General features: G+C 53.2%; 19 protein-coding genes. 7 read left to right on the top strand and 12 right to left on the bottom strand.

The features are described 5' to 3' along the window. Window positions 1-13: 13 nt before the first annotated feature. From gspK to gspC, 9 genes are read right to left on the bottom strand one after another with little or no spacing between them, the layout of a single operon-like run. The gene (gene gspK, locus OGV83_RS07605) at window positions 14-1030 is read right to left on the bottom strand and encodes a type II secretion system minor pseudopilin GspK (RefSeq protein ID WP_286463367.1); all 1017 of its coding nucleotides are present in this window, start codon (window positions 1028-1030) and stop codon (window positions 14-16) included. Beyond that, window positions 1027-1692, bottom strand: coding sequence for a type II secretion system minor pseudopilin GspJ (gspJ, locus tag OGV83_RS07600; protein WP_286463365.1), 666 nt, complete (start codon window positions 1690-1692; stop codon window positions 1027-1029). The genes gspK and gspJ overlap by 4 nt, the downstream gene beginning before the upstream one ends. After that, window positions 1689-2069, bottom strand: coding sequence for a type II secretion system minor pseudopilin GspI (gene gspI, locus OGV83_RS07595; RefSeq protein WP_115614910.1), 381 nt, complete (start codon window positions 2067-2069; stop codon window positions 1689-1691). Before gspI ends, gspJ begins: the two co-directional genes overlap by 4 nt. Next, window positions 2062-2547 (bottom strand): type II secretion system minor pseudopilin GspH, encoded by a 486-nt coding sequence (gene gspH, locus OGV83_RS07590; protein WP_012133074.1) that lies wholly within the window; start codon window positions 2545-2547, stop codon window positions 2062-2064. Before gspH ends, gspI begins: the two co-directional genes overlap by 8 nt. After that, window positions 2547-2996, bottom strand: coding sequence for a type II secretion system major pseudopilin GspG (gene gspG, locus OGV83_RS07585; protein WP_012133075.1), 450 nt, complete (start codon window positions 2994-2996; stop codon window positions 2547-2549). Before gspG ends, gspH begins: the two co-directional genes overlap by 1 nt. Window positions 2997-2998: 2 nt before the next feature. Continuing rightward, complete coding sequence (gene gspF / locus OGV83_RS07580; RefSeq protein ID WP_153258337.1) at window positions 2999-4207, bottom strand: type II secretion system inner membrane protein GspF; 1209 nt, start codon at window positions 4205-4207, stop codon at window positions 2999-3001. Further along, a complete protein-coding gene (gene gspE / locus OGV83_RS07575) occupies window positions 4207-5685 on the bottom strand; it encodes a type II secretion system ATPase GspE (RefSeq protein WP_012133077.1) in 1479 nt (492 codons plus the stop codon). The genes gspF and gspE overlap by 1 nt, the downstream gene beginning before the upstream one ends. Window positions 5686-5698: 13 nt before the next feature. Next, window positions 5699-7621 (bottom strand): type II secretion system secretin GspD, encoded by a 1923-nt coding sequence (gene gspD / locus OGV83_RS07570; protein WP_286463363.1) that lies wholly within the window; start codon window positions 7619-7621, stop codon window positions 5699-5701. A gap of 13 nt (window positions 7622-7634) precedes the next feature. Next, entirely contained in the window at window positions 7635-8366 is a 732-nt protein-coding gene (gene gspC / locus OGV83_RS07565; protein WP_047463719.1) for a type II secretion system protein GspC, read from the bottom strand. A 300-nt stretch (window positions 8367-8666) separates the two neighbouring features. Between gspC and OGV83_RS07560 the strand changes: the two genes are divergently transcribed. Then, window positions 8667-10244: an ExeA family protein gene (locus tag OGV83_RS07560; protein ID WP_286463362.1), complete on the top strand. Its 1578-nt coding sequence runs from the start codon at window positions 8667-8669 to the stop codon at window positions 10242-10244. Beyond that, on the top strand, window positions 10244-10744 hold the full coding sequence (locus OGV83_RS07555; protein WP_012133084.1) for a type II secretion system protein GspB, cryptic system variant: 501 nt from the start codon (window positions 10244-10246) through the stop codon (window positions 10742-10744). Before OGV83_RS07560 ends, OGV83_RS07555 begins: the two co-directional genes overlap by 1 nt. 86 nt (window positions 10745-10830) lie before the next feature. On the opposite strand, the gene OGV83_RS07550 is transcribed toward OGV83_RS07555, so the two are convergent. The 3 genes from OGV83_RS07550 to OGV83_RS07540 all read right to left on the bottom strand — a co-directional run bounded on the left by OGV83_RS07550 (window position 10831) and on the right by OGV83_RS07540 (window position 12897). Continuing rightward, window positions 10831-11454, bottom strand: a complete 624-nt coding sequence (locus tag OGV83_RS07550) for a helix-turn-helix domain-containing protein (protein ID WP_012133085.1) — start codon at window positions 11452-11454, stop codon at window positions 10831-10833. A gap of 292 nt (window positions 11455-11746) precedes the next feature. Continuing rightward, window positions 11747-12577, bottom strand: coding sequence for an N-acetylmuramoyl-L-alanine amidase (locus OGV83_RS07545; RefSeq protein ID WP_071259576.1), 831 nt, complete (start codon window positions 12575-12577; stop codon window positions 11747-11749). Next, window positions 12574-12897, bottom strand: coding sequence for a heavy metal-binding domain-containing protein (locus OGV83_RS07540; protein ID WP_012133087.1), 324 nt, complete (start codon window positions 12895-12897; stop codon window positions 12574-12576). Before OGV83_RS07540 ends, OGV83_RS07545 begins: the two co-directional genes overlap by 4 nt. A 127-nt stretch (window positions 12898-13024) precedes the next feature. On the opposite strand from OGV83_RS07540, the gene OGV83_RS07535 reads away from it, so the two are divergent. The 5 genes from OGV83_RS07535 to artM all read left to right on the top strand — a co-directional run bounded on the left by OGV83_RS07535 (window position 13025) and on the right by artM (window position 16801). Beyond that, window positions 13025-13540, top strand: a complete 516-nt coding sequence (locus OGV83_RS07535; RefSeq protein WP_200023958.1) for a lipoprotein — start codon at window positions 13025-13027, stop codon at window positions 13538-13540. 392 nt (window positions 13541-13932) lie between these two features. Further along, window positions 13933-14661: an arginine ABC transporter ATP-binding protein ArtP gene (artP, locus tag OGV83_RS07530; protein WP_024130493.1), complete on the top strand. Its 729-nt coding sequence runs from the start codon at window positions 13933-13935 to the stop codon at window positions 14659-14661. Between the two features lie 17 nt (window positions 14662-14678). Continuing rightward, complete coding sequence (gene artI, locus OGV83_RS07525) at window positions 14679-15410, top strand: arginine ABC transporter substrate-binding protein ArtI (RefSeq protein ID WP_024130494.1); 732 nt, start codon at window positions 14679-14681, stop codon at window positions 15408-15410. A 6-nt stretch (window positions 15411-15416) separates the two neighbouring features. After that, window positions 15417-16133: an arginine ABC transporter permease ArtQ gene (gene artQ, locus OGV83_RS07520; protein WP_049009773.1), complete on the top strand. Its 717-nt coding sequence runs from the start codon at window positions 15417-15419 to the stop codon at window positions 16131-16133. Continuing rightward, entirely contained in the window at window positions 16133-16801 is a 669-nt protein-coding gene (gene artM / locus OGV83_RS07515; protein ID WP_286463361.1) for an arginine ABC transporter permease ArtM, read from the top strand. The genes artQ and artM overlap by 1 nt, the downstream gene beginning before the upstream one ends. Window positions 16802-16813: the final 12 nt, after the last annotated feature.

Here is a 16813-nt window from a genome sequence, read left to right as displayed (position 1 = left end):
ACTATGACTTTTCTTATTCAATCATTCGGTAACGGCGTTGCCAGGTTCTCACCTCGCCAGAGTCACGATCGACATGAATCTGGCTGACAACGCGCAGCGTTAAATCATCAGTATTACCGGTACTCTCGACCCGGAAATAGTGACTGTTCACCGCAACAAACGCCTGCATCTGCGCGAGGATCGCTTTGCTCTGCGGATAGTTTGTTTCGAGCGTTTTACTGAACGCGTCAACCGACGCCCACCCTTCTTCCGGGCGCGAGGCAATCAGCCGTGCTGCGTCATCCTCACTTAACGTCCCCGCAGACAGCGCAGACAACAGCGGCGCCTGCCCGGGCTTCAGGGTATTCACATCCACTTTGCTCTCCGTATCAGGCAGCGCGCACAGCACCCTGCTGGCGCGGGGATAAGCCGCCACCGGAAAACCCGGCAACCGTTTTATCTCGCTGATGGTGCGCATCATCTGATTCGCAGGAAGGCGCTGCGGCGTCACACCCGCCCAGGCGTCGCTTTCCAGAGCCTCTTTTGCGGTTGTGCTGTCAGCGTCCAGATAATCCACCAGTTGTTGATAAACCTCTTCCGCCGCTGCCGTACTGATGCCGCTGTCGATCAGCAACTGTTCAACGATCGGCTCTTTCACCGGCTTTGTCGGCTGCGCGGCGGCGCTATCCGCAGGAGGCGCAGGGTCAATGGCCAGCAGACTGTTCACGTTAAAGCAGGTCTGGGCGTCCTCAATCTGGCTCACGACGGTATAGTTCTCACCCTGAGTTTCCAGCGGTTCGTGCCACGCGCCTTCTGGCGATAATCCATTGCTCTCACCGCTGGCGTCGGTTTGCAGACGATCTTTTATCGCCGCAGCCTGGCCTTGCATCGCCCAACGCAGCTGCTGCTGACTGACCTGATAGCGGGTTTTCTGCAAATTTCGGCAAAACTGCTGACCGATCTTTGCCGCCAGCGCTGACATCATCACCAGCAAAATCAACACCACCAGCAGCGCGACGCCGCGCTGTTTTTGCGCCGATTGCGTATTCATTGCTGTTCTCCACCGCGTGCTGGCGGAACCGATGCCGTAACGTCAGCAGGCGTGGGTTGTGCAGCCTCAGCGTTTTCATCTTTCTTTTCTCCCTGGATTTCCGGCATGTCTCCCGGCGTCATAAACACCCAGCGCCAGGTATCCCCGTTTTCCATCGTCAGCGTCAGTTCGGCGCCTTCCGGCTGATGGGCGGTTTCAAGCCATGTCGTCTGCCAGCCCTGTCGCCAGAATCGCCACTTCATCGCTTTAACGTTGCTTAAAATCGGTACTTCTTCTGGACTCACGTCAGCCGGGCTATCAATGTCAGGCCAGATATCACGCCACAGGCGATGCGCCTCCAGCCGCCAGCGCACGCGTTCCAGCTGAATTTGCCCACTGACGCCGCTTACCGTCGTCAGCTCAACGGCATGTTGATCCAGACGGAACACATCCGTTTCATTGCGCGGCGCGCGCGGCTGGAGCTGAGAGAAATCGCGCTCCAGCAGGTTACAGGCTCGCTGAAGCTGATTAAGCGTCGTCGCCGCAGCATCCGTTGCCGTGGTGGTGCGCATCGCGCCGTCAAGGATTTGCCAGGCAAGGGTGCTGATCACGGCAAAAATCGTCAGCGCAATCATGATCTCCAGCAGCGTAAAACCTTGCTGGCGACGGAGTGGCGTATTCATTTGCGCTCCTTCGGCGGGACAACCCGCAGCGTGATGACCGGCTGGCTCTCTTCGCCTTCGGCATACACCTGGACTTCATCGGCAAACGCCTTGTCATCGGTTTTCACCCTCTGTTTGCGCCAGTTCCAGCTGCGTCCGCCCATCGTTTCACTGCCTTCTTCAGCGACATCGGGAAAAACGCTTTTTGCAAGCTGCGCTTGCGCGAGCTGGTTTTCCGCAATCCAACTGGCCTGTAGCGTATCGGCAAGACCGTGCGTAAAACGCACATTCAGCGAGACGGAATTCATCAACGCCAGCGCTGCGGTAGAAAAGATCACCAGCGCCACCATGACTTCCAACAGCGTCATGCCCTGTTCTTTCGCTTCCGGTTTAGTCATTATTCTCTACCAAAACGGGTGAAGCGCCCTGCGACACCACGCGGAAATGGTGCTGTTTGTCATAGCTCTGCAACGTCAGCGTGAATCGGCTAATTTCCCCATCCGGTAAAAAGAGCACCTGCGGATCGGCATCAGGCGTGGCCGCCAGACGCTGGGGAGCGAGCGAAACGTGCATCTCTTCAGGAAACTGTCCGTGGGTGAAAATACGCCCGGCTGTCAGCGGCGCCCAATGACGCCCGCCGTTTTCCCCGGCCCACTTCACCAGCTGATATTCCGTTGGCGTCATCACCAGCCCGACTATATTTCCGTCCATCACTGCCCGATCAGAACCATATTCAACGAGGGATTGTAATTGCTGGCCTAATATATCTGCGCCGCTGCGTGAGGGTATTGTCGAAACCACCATCATGGCGCAGCTGGCAAAAATAACCAGCGCCAGAATAATTTCCAGCAATGTAAATCCACGTTGCTTATTCATTACTTATCTTTTTTATCTAAAGACCAGTTCGTTATATCATCGGCGGTATTCGCTTCACCATCCGGGCCGGAGGAGAAAACATCTACCGCGCCATGTTCGCCAGGGCTAACCAGAATGTAATCATTTCCCCACGGGTCCTGCGGCAGACGGCGAATATAACCGTCAGCACGATAGCCGTTGGGAATCGGCGCGATCTCCGGCTTCGTCACCAACGCCTGCAACCCCTGTTCGGTGGTTGGGTAGCGATGGTTATCGAGCTTATACATATCCAGCGAGCCTTCCAGTGCGACAATATCGCTGGTCGCTTTTTGCGCATCCGCTTTCTCTTTATTCCCCATCAGATTCGGCACCACCATACTGGCCAGAACGCCAAGAATAACGATGACCACCATTAATTCGAGCAAAGTAAACCCGGCCTGACCTTTCAGGCTATTTTTTTTCACAGACATAATTAACCCACCATATTATTGAGCTGAAGAAGCGGTTGTAATATTGACAGTACGATAAATAAAACGACCGTCGCCATCGTCACCACCAGCGCCGGTTCAAATACCGACAGCGTTAATGTAATGCGATGTTGTAATGCCGACTCCTGGTTTTCGGCGGCACGATCCATTAATGAACCGAGTTCGCCACTCTCTTCGCCAGAAGCAATCATATAAAGCATGGTTGGCGGAAATAACCTGGCCTGCTCCAGTGCGTTATATAATGACGCGCCCTGACGCACGGTATCCGCCGCCTGTTCCAGCACCTGACGCGCATACAGATTCTCAATACCGTCCATCGCGATATACATACCTTCCAGCAGCGGCACGCTACTGGCCTGTAAAATGCTCAGGGTGCGGATGTAACGGGCGCTGTTTATTGCACAGACCAGTTTTTTCAGCGGCGAACGGTTCACCAGCCAGCGGTGATATGCAAAACGATGACGCTCTTTTTTAAGCCAGGCGTTAAAAGCGATAAACGATCCGACAAGGCCGCCGCCGATAACCATTCCGTAAGCCTGCAAAAAATCGCTGACCGCAATCAGGGTACGGGTGGTGACGGGCAACTGCTGCTTCATATGCACAAACTGTTCGATGACCTGCGGCACCACCGCCACCAGCAGAATGGAGATAACCGCAATCGCCACCACCGTCAGGGTGATGGGATAGACCATCGCCTGCGACAGCTTGCTTTTCATTTTCTGTCGCTGTTCGTTGTATTCAGCCAGCTTTTCCAGCACGCCGCCGAGATGCCCGGTCTTTTCCCCTGCCATCACCAGCGTGCAATAGAGCTTGTCGAAAGTACGCGGAAACTGGCTGAAAGCGTCGAAAAGCGTGTGCCCTTCCACCACTTTATCGCGGATCTCACCGACCATCACCGCCAGCTTTTTGTCTTCCGTCTGCTTAGAAATCGCCTTCAGCGCACTCTCCAGCGGCAGTGCGGCATTAACCAACGTCGACAGCTGGCGGGTAAACATTGAGAGCACCGGTGTCGAAAGTTTTGCGCCTTTCTGAGCCCCCTTTCCGGCGGCGCGCTCGCGGGTGAGCGTAATGCTGATCGGTATCAGCTTCTGTTCGCGTAGCGTCTGACGCACCTGCTTTGGGCCTTCAGCCTGCAAAGCGCCGCGCCGGGTTTTCCCGGCGGCATCCGTAGCCGTCCATGCGAACCAGGCCATTATTCGTCACCTCCGCGCTCGGCGGTAACACGCATCACTTCCTCCAGCGAGGTAACGCCGGAGATCACCTTCAACAAACCATTTTCCCGCAGGCTGTATGCCTGCTTAAACAACTGAGTTTCAATCGACATTTCGTCTTTATCTTCATGAATAGCGCGGCGCATCGCGCTGTCCACCAGCAGAAACTCATGAATACCGGCGCGTCCCTGGTAACCGCTCTGGCGGCACTGTTCACACCCCACGGCGCGATAAATCACGTCGGGGGGGCTCTCCATAAAGCTGAACAGCGGTTTTTCATTATCATCCAGCGGACTGACGGCACGGCAGTGAGGACACAGCCGACGAACCAGACGCTGGGCAATGACGCCAAGCAGCGATGAACCAATTAAAAACGACTCCAGCCCCATATCGCGCAACCGGGTAATCGCTCCCGCCGCGCTGTTGGTATGCAGCGTAGACATAACCAGATGGCCGGTAAGCGACGCCTGAACCGCAATCTGCGCGGTTTCGCCGTCACGAATTTCACCGATCATCACCACATCCGGGTCCTGACGGAGGATCGCGCGCAGGCCTCGGGCAAACGTCATATCCACTCGCGGGTTAACCTGCGTCTGCCCCACGCCTTCCAGTTCATATTCGATCGGATCTTCAACGGTAAGAATATTGCGTTCATGGCCGTTTAGCGCCGAGAGGATGGCGTAAAGCGTCGTGCTCTTACCGGACCCGGTCGGCCCGGTCACCAGGATAATCCCATGCGGGCGGCCAATCAGTCCTTTGAGCTGTTCCAGTTCTTCGTCGATCAGCCCCAGCTTATTGATATCCGGCTTCAGGTTGCTTTTATCCAGCAGACGCATGACCACCCGCTCGCCATACTGCGACGGGATGGTTGAGACACGCACATCCACCGCCTTACGCCCAATGCGCAGGGAGATGCGACCGTCCTGCGGCAGGCGTTTTTCGGCGATATCCAGTTTAGACATCACCTTAATCCTCGATACCAGCAGCGGCGCCAGCTTACGCGCGGGCTGCAATACAGGACGCAGCACGCCGTCAACGCGAAAACGGATACTCAGCGTGCGCTCAAAGGTTTCGATATGGATATCCGACGCGCCATCCTTCACCGCCTCGCCAAGAATGGCGTTAATCAGACGGATAACCGGCGAGTTTTCATCGTTATCCAGCAAATCCTCGTTATCGGGGATCTCCTCGGTTAACGCCATCAGATCGATATTGGCATCCATATCATCAACCAGCTGCTGCGAAACACCGCTATTCTGCTGCCAGATTTTAGCCAGCATCTCTTCAAACGCTTCTGGCGTTAATGTTACCGGCGTAAAGGCACGCCCCAGCACGCGACGCATCTCCAGCAGGGCAAACGCGGGCGCATCCTCACGGATATATACGTCGTTGTGATAAAGCAGCACACCGTTGTCTTTTGCGAAGCTGCTGCTGCACAAGTTTTTGCTTAATTCATCCACGCGACACCCCGGCTTACTCTTTAAACGGATTGCGCGACGCCGTGGCTGGCGCAGCAGTGCTGGTGTTTACGGGCGACGGGAACGCGGGCAGAATGGCGTTATCACCCGGCTCCAGGATGCCCATTTTTTTCTCCTCCATACGCTGCTGCTGGCGCGCGCGCACCTGGTCGTATTTCTCTTTCGACGCGGCGCTGTAGTTGTCGTCATCGCGCAGAACGGTGGTATGGATAAAGACCATCAGGTTTCGCTTGGTGGTATCCTGCGAGGTGTAGCGGAACAGTTGCCCCACCAGAGGAATATCGCCAAGCAGCGGCACTTTCGACACATTCTGTTTGGTGACATTTTCGATAAGCCCTCCCAGCACTACCGTCTGCCCGCTGTGAACCATCACTTCGTTATTGATCGTGCGGGTGTTAAAGGTTGGGCCTAAAGACGAATCCTCCGTCGAACTGGCGTCCACGCTGGAAACTTCCTGCTCGATCTTCATGTGGATCATGTCGCCATCATTAATCTGCGGCAGGATCTTCAACTTCGTCCCCACCGTCTTACGCTCAACGGTGTTAAAGACGTTGTCGCCCGTCGTCGTCTGCGAACCAGAAAGCACCGGCACATCCTGACCAACGTTAAACGACGCTTCTTTGTTATCCAGCGTCACCACGCTCGGCGTGGAGAGAATGTCGTTTTTGCCGTTGGTCGACAGCGCCGTCATCAGCGCGCCGAAATCGCCGTTAAAGAAACCTGTCGCCATACCGGTAAAATTCACGCCTTTTATCGTCCCGTTCTTAACCTGGCCGATCGGCAGACCGGTTGCGCCAAACTGTACGCCGCCGTGTTTACTCGTCCACTGCACGCCGAGATCGGTTCCGGCACCATCCTGCACTTCAGCGATAATGGCTTCCACCAGTACCTGGGGACGGCGAATGTCCAGCTTGTCGATCACCTTCTCAAGCGAGTTCATCACGTTCGGCTGCGCGGTGATCACCAGCGAGTTTGTCGACTCGTCGGCAGTAATATTCAGATCGGTCGCGGCAACCGGCGATTTACTTTTCGCCGTGCCCGGCTTGTCCTTCATCTGCTCCCCAATGCCCGTTAACACCGGCACCACTTTGGCGGCATTAGCATATTTCAGGTAGAAGACGCGGGTATTCCCCTCGTTATTCTGCTCGCGATCAAGCTGCGCTATCAGCGTGCGGGTACGCGCCCGCGCTTCTTCACTGCCGCTAATGACCAGGCTATTCGTCTCCTCATCCGCCACCACTTTGGTCGCCAGTTGCGGTGCGTTCTGCCCTTTTTGTTCTTCGTTGTTGAGGTTATTCAACATATCCGAAAGTTCTTTCGCGGAGGCGTAGTGTAGCGGAACGATTTCGCGCCGCTGTACGCCGGAACGATCGACGCGCTGAACCAGATCGACCAGGCGGTTCACCACCGAGGCTTTACCGGTGAGCAGCAGGACGTTTGACGGCTCAAAGTGCACCACGTTGCCGATACCGGTCGCATCGTTCAGCTGGCGCAACAGCGGTGCCAGTTCGCGTACCGGTACATTTTCCATCCGCACGACGCGGGTAATAATTTCATCCCCTTTACCGGGATTTTTGCTGTCGGCAATCGGCGTTCCCGCGGTTCTCGCAACGGATGAACGAACCACTTTCACCATGCCGTTATCCATCGGAATCACAGAAAGTCCGTACAAATCCAGCACGCTGAGGAAAAACTGATAGTATTCATCTTCGGTCAGGACGTTATACGTCCGAACCGATACGGTTCCCTGTACCGACGGATCGACCAGAATCGTTTTATTGAGATTACGGCCAACCGTATCAATAAATTCACGAATATCAGTATTTTTAAAGCTGGCGCTAAAATTCGCCGCAAAGAGCGAACTGGAATATAACGCCAGAGTTGTCAGCGCCACGCACGCCCACGGAAATTTCTTCATGGCAATTCACTTGTTAGTTGTTTAAAACATTGACCTGAATATTTTCCAGGTGAGCGTGACGTCTTACGACTACCGCCGCTTCTTTCATTTTTGACCAGCCAGCAATGATGCTTTTCGCCTGTTCTTCTTTCGTCATATCGGTACTGTTCACCTTCACAACCACATCGCCCTTCTCCAGCCCACTGTTCTGAAAGAAAGACGAAGCATTGCGCGGGTTGATTTCGTACCCTTCCAGACGACCTTTTTCGATAAACGGTTTTAGCACCAGGACATCATTAAGATGCAGGCTCTCTGCACCGGCATCGTTTGTCGGTTTTTGTAGCGGGCCGCTTTCAACACCGCCTCTGAAATAATCAGGTTTCTTTAATGCCAGTACCTGCGTAGTACCTTCATAATTAACCACCACATTGTCGTTATTGATCTCCTCAATACAGGCGTTACTCACTCCCACGAGGCTTTCGCCTTCGCGATAACTTTGCTGTCCCGCAGGCGTTTTAATAACGGCAAATGATAGCCATTTTTCATCGCTGCTGACGATGCCTTCAATCTCGGCAGAGAGCGGCGATTTAACCGCTGCTGGCGTATTTCGCTGCCAGACGGCAGGTTGAAAAAGCGCAAATGACTTTTCTTTTTCGTCATTTTTACGCACGTTAATTTTTCTGTTATTTAACTTGTTTGTAACCTTATTATAGTTTTTAAAAACGACATACCCTTGATGCCCGCTGAATATCAGTAAAACAAACATCACGCAGGGTGCAATCAATCGGGAGAAAAGCTGCATCCTCATTATTTAAATGCCTTTAATAAAGCTAAATTTCGCAGCACCGGCTGCGCCAATCGGTGCGGCAAATAGTAATGAGCGGCAAGAAAGTCGACCACTCGCTTTCCCGGCAACTTTATTGCAGAAAAACATTGACGATTTCACTTACTGGTGTTAGCGAAAATAATCAGAGTAATTTTCTCCTGTCCGGTATTTGCCCGAATAAACCCGCTCAATTATTTTTAGCGCAACGTTTCCAGAAGCCAGAAAGTACAGCGAGACACCATGTATCAGCATCATTTTAAATTTTCCACTCAGCCGTTTGGCAAACTCACCCGGCGAACGGGGGAGTTTTTCGTTCATTATCATCAGGACATCTTTTCCCTGTTGCAGGAAAAAACCAACGTGCCCGGCATCATCGGTCTGTTTTCTGACGAACCTGAATTAGACAATGCCTTTGTGGAAAAACTACGTAACGGCGGCACACCTGCGCTGGCCATTAACGCCTTCCCCAAACTGAGCGCCAGTACGCTGCTCTATAAACTGAACCCTGCCGCTAAAGAGGGTAAAAACAAAATTTATGCCATTGATGCCATTTTGCGCCAATGGCATGAGGAAACGCCTTCGCGTAATAAAAAAGGCAAACTGCTGATCCTCTCCACGGCACAGGCCATGAAAGATAATTGTTGGGATGTTCTGGGTATGTTGCTGACGCGGGCGCAAGAGCTGAACTTCCCGCTCACGATTCTTCTGACCGGCTCTCCCGATCAGAAATCCCGTCTTCTGAATCATTCTGGTTTACAGCCCCGCGTTCATACCTGCCTTGCGCTACGTTCGCTGACCTGCCGTGAATATCTCGACTACGTCGGGGCACAGATGGACGAACAAAACGTCGATACCTCGCCACTGACGCCCGCACGGGTGCGCAGAATGCATGCGCTGACCAAAGGCCGCGTGACCGGACTCAATAAACTGGCGCATCTGGCGCTGCTTGCCGCATGGACCGAGCGGGCGATACAGGTTTCCCCACGCCATTTACGCCTGGCTGCCGGTGAACTCCTGCCGCCCACGCCGCGCGGTAAACGCCTGGCAACCGCAGGGCTGTTTGCCTCCGTCCTGTTCGCCTGCTGCGGCTGGTACTTTTCCGGCGCGATCGCGTCTCGCCTGCCGCAACAAGTGCCGGTTCCGGCCAGCTGGAAAAAGACGCTGCCTGAGACGACTGCGCCTGTTATGCCCACCATTGAAAATGAGGTGGTTAATCAGTCGGACGCCATGCATCAGCTCTATCTTATGTGGGGTTATGATGCTTCCGCGAACGATGCGCTATGCCAGAACGCAGCGCGAGTGAACCTGATGTGCCGTCAGGGGAATACGTCTTTACAGGCGCTGGAACAGGAAGGATATCCGTGGGCAGGAGAGATCAAAACGGGTAATCACCTGAATTACGCCGTCGTGGCCCACGTTGATAAACAGTCGCTCGATCTTCTGATCAATAACCGAACCTGGCAGGTAAGCAGACACTGGTTTAATCAACACGCCACCGGAAATTACACGCTTTTGCATCGTTTAACGCCGCAAGGGAAAGATGATATTAGCGCGACCAGCGGCGATAAAGACCTGGCGTGGCTGGATCAAACGCTAAGCCAGACGTTGAATGAACCGCTGACCCACTCGCGAAGCTGGACGGCTGAACTGGCAAAACGCACCCGTGAATTTCAGGGTAAGGCAGGACTGCATGTCGACGGCATCGCCGGCGAAGAGACGCTGATGCAGTTAATGCGCGCAACCAACAGCGTTCCGGGCGTACTGGCGCAAACACTAAGCCAGAAGCAGGAACATAAAACGCAAGGGAACACGAAATAATGTCCACCATTTGCCTTGCTGCACAGCGCAGTTTCACGACGGGAGAAGCGGTCTATTTTGCCTGGCGCCTTCCGGCGCCCCAAAAAGTGCTGTTCCGCGCCATGATGTGGCTGCTGACCCTCTGCACGTTTATTATTGCCGGACTGTATGCCCATATTTACTGGAACTGTCAGCATCCGACGCCTGAGCCGAAACCGACAAAAGTGGAAAACCCGGATACCCGGCTTTCTGAGATGCACTATGTTTATATTTCGAAGCCATTCCCGCAGCCAGCCCCCAAACCGGCCCCTGCTCCCCAGGCGTTACCCCCATTGCAGGATGAAGCGCCGGTAAGTCAAGACAACGACTGGCGGCAAGCGCCGGAAGGCGATCTCTCGGATCGGGCATTGCCCGGCGCGGAAGAACAGACGCCATCGTTGAAAGCGCGTTTCCTGCAAGCGTTACAGGAGCAAAAAGAGGACTATCAGCAGGGAAAAATACCGGAACCGCCCGATGATTGATGACGCAAGAAAACATCATTACGCCTTAATGCGCTCCCCAAAGGCCTCCGCTTCATTAGCTGAAGAGGAGACAATGGGAAATGTGATTAATATTTTTCTGGCAAGGTCGTCATCGACATTAATCGGCTTTTCTCAATGACGATATAGTTTCCTTTTTTAAGGTCAGAAAGAATTTTGATAATCGTACTGCGGGCAAAATTCGTATATTCCTGAATATAGTCGTATACATTGATGTCACGGTTATGGTGAATAATCAGCTCATTAATTTCGATTAAAAATTCACGAATAACAGAGTAAGCGCTACGGGCAACCAAAACATCATCACGTTTGCTAAGCAGACAAATATACCATGACAGCACCCTGGTGAGATCTGGCCATAAACTGTGTTCAGTCAACAGGCGCATAAACTCATCTTTTTTGATTGAGCGCACGACGGTATTGGTACGAGCAAGCCCATACATATGCAGAGAACCATAAAATATGGCAGACAGCCCAAAGATACACTGCCCTTGCAGGGTAAACATACATAACTCATCGGAGGTACGGCGAAATTCAACGTCACCGCTCACGATAATATGAATATATTCCGAGTCACTGGTGGTGATTTTCTGCCATTTTTTTAAGGTTTTTTCTTTATAACCTGACGTTAAAGAAATAATACGTTCCATTTCATGATGCGGACGAATTTTCTTACCGTAAATGCTTAACATATTATGCCTTTCGAAGAATATTGATTTAAATTTAATGACAAGCGACGAGTGATAACCTCAGCTTAATGTCACTCACTGATTCAACCTGGTTAAAAATAAAATTAAGCAAAAAAAAGATTGTGCGCGCTAAGTTTCACGACTTTTAGCGTATAAGAAATATCTTCCTGATAAAATCAATCATAGATGAGGGGAATTTAAAGTCAATTAACCATAGATTAATTTGATTTTTATCCAAAATGAATTTCGATGAAAATAAACAAGTTAACTGACTTTTATCACGACGCCAGCGCCATTAATTCTGGCCATATTTTTCCAGTAACGCATTAGCAATCGCTTGCGTTTGCGCATCCGCCACCCCGTTCCATAACGCCGGGCGGAAATGCATCTGGAACGCCATGATCACCCGCTGCTGTTCACGCGCGGTCATCTCCGGTTTGACCTCGTAACCATAACGCGAAAGCAAGTCGAGCAATGATGCGGGATCGACTGGCGTATTGGGCGCGCGTCCCGCCAGATAAAACGCCACGCGCTGTTCATCAGGCCAGGCGCCAATGCCCTGCGCCGCCAGATCGCGCCAGGGGAACAGAGGGCCGGGATCGTCTTTACGCTGCGGGGCAATATCCGCATGCGCCACCACGTTTTGCGGCTTAATGTCGTAGCGGGCAATGATCTCTTTCGCCAGTGGGATCAGGGCCTGAATTTGCGCAGGTTCAAACGGGGCGAAGTATTTCATTCCCGCCGACTTTTGCCAGCCGCGATTTTCCAGTTCGATACCAACGGACGTGTCGTTGATGCGCGTTGCGCCGCGCCAGAAGCTGATGCCCGCGTGCCACGCCAGATCGTGCTCTGGCACCAGTTGCCAGATACGCGGCTTGCCACGATGAAGCGGCGGTACAGCAGGAATTAAATAGTGCGAGCTGACGTTTTTATCCGTTAACGTCGCCAGAGAGGTATCAAAGTCATCCGCCGTGTAGTGGATGACCAGGATTTTGATGCGCGGGTACGCCGCCTGTGCCTGATGACGGGTATCCAGCTGATACCCGTCTTTATCAATAATCCCTTTCTCGCCCGCGCACCCGGTTAACAGAAGCGCGAACGCGACCAGCCAGAGCAGATGTCTCATCGGCGCGTTTTTACCGCCGTCCCGCTGACGCTCACCATCAGCATACTGCTGTCTTTGCCTACGGTCTCATAGTCAATGTCGATGCCCACAACCGCATCCGCACCCAGCGCTTTCGCCTGTTCGCCCAGTTCCTGAAAAGCGATTTCACGCGCTTTACGCAACTCTTTTTCATAGGAACCCGAACGTCCGCCGACGATATCGCGAATACCCGCGAAGAAGTCACGGAAAATGTTGGCGCCCAAAATGGCTTCACCCGTTACCACACCGCAATATTCCACGATGTTCTGCCCTTCCAGCGTCGGGGTTGTCGAAAACTGCATAGCCGATCTCCTTGTTTACCTAAGCACTCGATCTCAAACGCATTATCAGACCGATACGCTATCATTGAAAAGATATAATTGATTATCGTAGATCGCTTTTTGGCAGATCGCTTATAAGGAAATCACTATGCGCTACAGCAAACTCTCTCTGCTCGTCCCTTGCGCACTGCTGCTCAGTGCCTGCACAACCGTCACTCCTGCTTATAAAGACAATGGCCCGCGCAGCGGGTCGTGCATAGAAGGCGGGCCGGACAGCGTGGCTCAACAATTTTATGACTACCGCATTCAAAACCGTACTAACGACATTACCGCCCTTCGCCCTTACTTAAGCGACAACCTGGCAAAACTGCTCTCTGACGCCAGCCGTGACAGCGAACACCGCCAGTTGGTGAGCAGCGACCCGTTCTCCAGCCGCACCACCTTCCCGGATAGCGCCAGCGTAGCCAGCGCGTCCACCATTCCTAATCGCGACGCCCGCAACATCCCGCTGCGCGTGGAGCTGAAGCAAGGCGACCAGACCTGGCGCGACGAAGTGCTGATGATCCATGAGGGTCAGTGCTGGGTTATTGATGATGTGCGTTATCTTGGCGGCAGCGTCCACGCGCCAGCCGGTACGCTGCGCCAGTCCGTCGAAAACCGTTGATCACCCGACAAAACGTCGATAAATCATAAGCCCCACAAATTGTCTGGCATTCTGCATAGAATGCCGACAATTATTCTTGCCGCCTACCGCCCCCGCTATTTTGTGCTATGTTTAGTGAAGAATGCGGTTTGCATTTAACTTTTAACGCATAAATATTGCATAACTATTCTGTCAAAGGTACTATCTGCGGCCTCAACATACACAAAATCATTCATGATGCGTCGAGGCGGCAAGTGACTGGAGTGACAAATCTGTCAGGAACAGATTTGAACGTCGCGAGCAACGGTCCGTAAGGGCGAGTCTCAGGGTGAGACGAGTCACTCAGCAGCCAACAAAGAGGCAGCATGAAGGATGACGTGTACAGTTATCAGACTGCCAGCATACGAGAATCAATGAGTATTCAATTAAACGGCATTAATTGCTTCTACGGCGCGCATCAGGCGCTGTTCGATATCACGCTGGATTGCCCTCAGGGCGAAACGCTGGTGTTACTTGGCCCAAGCGGAGCGGGTAAAAGCTCGCTGCTGCGTGTACTCAATCTGCTTGAGATGCCGCGCTCCGGCACGCTCACTATCGCAGGAAATCATTTCGACTTCACGAAAACGCCTTCCGATAAGGCGATTCGTGAATTACGCCAGAACGTAGGCATGGTTTTTCAGCAATACAATCTCTGGCCGCATCTCACGGTACAACAAAACCTGATTGAAGCGCCCTGCCGCGTGCTGGGTCTGTCAAAAGACCAGGCGCTGGCGCGTGCCGAGAAGCTGCTGGAACGTCTGCGTCTGAAACCTTACAGCGATCGCTATCCTCTGCATCTTTCCGGCGGTCAGCAACAGCGTGTGGCTATCGCTCGTGCGTTAATGATGGAGCCGCAGGTGCTGCTGTTTGACGAGCCAACCGCCGCGCTGGACCCGGAAATCACCGCGCAAATCGTCAGTATTATTCGTGAACTGGCGGAAACCAAAATTACCCAGGTGATCGTCACTCACGAAGTAGAAGTGGCGCGTAAAACCGCCAGCCGGGTAATCTATATGGAAAACGGTCACATCGTCGAGCAAGGGGATGCGAGCTGCTTTGCGAACCCGCAGACCGATGCATTTAAAAACTATTTATCTCACTAAGATTCGGGACAATGACAATGAAAAAAGTTCTGATTGCCGCGCTAATTGCAGGCTTTAGCCTTTCCGCTACAGCAGCTCAAACCATCCGTTTCGCCACGGAAGCATCCTACCCTCCGTTCGAATCTATGGATGCCAGTAACAAAATCGTCGGCTTTGACGTCGATCTGGCCAATGCGCTGTGTAAAGAGATTGACGCGACCTGCACCTTTACCAACCAGGCGTTTGACAGCCTGATCCCAAGCCTGAAGTTCCGTCGTTTCGACGCGGTAATGGCCGGTATGGACATCACGCCTGAGCGTGAAAAGCAGGTTCTGTTCACCACGCCTTACTATGACAACTCCGCGCTGTTCATCGGTCAGCAGGGTAAATACACCAGCATCGACCAGCTGAAAGGCAAAAAAGTGGGCGTACAGAATGGCACTACCCACCAGAAGTTCATCATGGATAAGCACCCGGAAATCACCACCGTGCCTTATGACAGCTACCAGAACGCGAAGCTGGATCTGCAAAATGGTCGTATTGACGGCGTGTTCGGCGACACCGCCGTGGTCACTGAATGGCTGAAAGATAATCCGAAGCTGGCGCCGGTTGGCGATAAAGTGACCGACAAAGATTACTTCGGCACCGGCCTCGGCATCGCGGTACGCCAGGGCAACACGGAACTACAGCAGAAATTCAACACTGCGCTGGAAAAAGTGAAGCAAGATGGCACGTACGAAACCATCTACAACAAATGGTTCCAGAAGTAAGACTTGATGAACGAATTTTTTCCTTTAGCAAGCGCCGCCGGGATGACCGTCGGCCTTGCCGTTTGTGCGCTGATCATCGGCCTCGTCCTCGCTATGATTTTTGCCGTCTGGGAGTCCGTAAAATGGCGCCCGATAGCCTGGACAGGTTCCGCACTGGTCACGATTCTGCGCGGCCTGCCGGAAATTCTGGTGGTGCTGTTTATCTATTTCGGTTCCTCTCAGCTTCTGCTGATGCTGTCTGATGGCTTCACCATCAACCTGGGGTTTGTGCAAATCCCGTTGCAGATGCAGATTGAAGACTTCGACGTCAGCCCGTTCCTGTGCGGCGTCATCGCGCTGTCGTTGCTGTATGCGGCATACGCGTCGCAAACGCTGCGCGGCGCGCTGAAAGCGGTTCCGTCTGGACAGTGGGAATCCGGTCAGGCGTTAGGCTTATCAAAAACCGCGATTTTCTTCCGCCTGGTGATGCCGCAAATGTGGCGTCATGCGCTGCCAGGGCTGGGCAACCAGTGGCTGGTATTGCTGAAAGATACCGCGCTGGTCAGCCTTATCAGCGTGAACGATCTGATGCTGCAAACAAAAAGCATCGCCACGCGCACTCAGGAGCCGTTCACCTGGTACATTGTGGCTGCGGCTATCTATCTGGTGATTACGCTGGTGAGTCAGTACATTCTCAAACGCATTGACCTGCGCGCGACACGTTTTGAGCGGAGACCAGGCTGATGTTTGAGTATTTACCTGAACTGATGAAAGGGCTGCACACCAGCCTGACGCTGACGGTTGCGTCTATCATCGTCGCGCTGATCCTGGCGCTGATTTTCACCATCATTCTGACGCTGAAAACGCCGATGCTGGTATGGCTGGTTCGCGGCTACATTACGCTGTTTACCGGTACGCCGCTGCTGGTGCAAATCTTCCTGATCTACTACGGCCCGGGGCAATTCCCGTCGTTACAGGATTACCCGGTACTCTGGCATCTGCTGTCCGAGCCGTGGCTATGCGCCTTACTTGCCCTGTCGCTCAACAGCGCGGCCTATACCACGCAGCTGTTCTATGGCGCGATCCGTGCGATCCCGGAAGGCCAGTGGCAGTCCTGCGGCGCGCTGGGGATGAGCAAAAAAGATACCCTGGCGATCCTGCTGCCGTACGCGTTTAAACGCGCCCTCTCCTCTTACTCCAATGAGGTGGTGCTGGTCTTCAAAAGCACCTCCCTGGCGTACACCATTACGCTGATGGAAGTGATGGGCCACGGCCAGCTGCTGTACGGTCGTACCTACGATGTGATGGTGTTTGGCGCAGCTGGCGTGATTTATCTGATCGTCAACGGTTTGCTAACCTTGCTGATGCGCCTCATCGAGCGTAAAGCGCTGGCGTTTGAGCGCAGGAATTAAGAACACCATGTA

The sequence above is a fragment of the Citrobacter sp. CK189 genome (genome assembly GCF_030333505.1).
Lineage (GTDB): Bacteria > Pseudomonadota > Gammaproteobacteria > Enterobacterales > Enterobacteriaceae > Citrobacter_B > Citrobacter_B koseri.
This window is presented reverse-complemented; position numbering and strand designations above follow the sequence as displayed.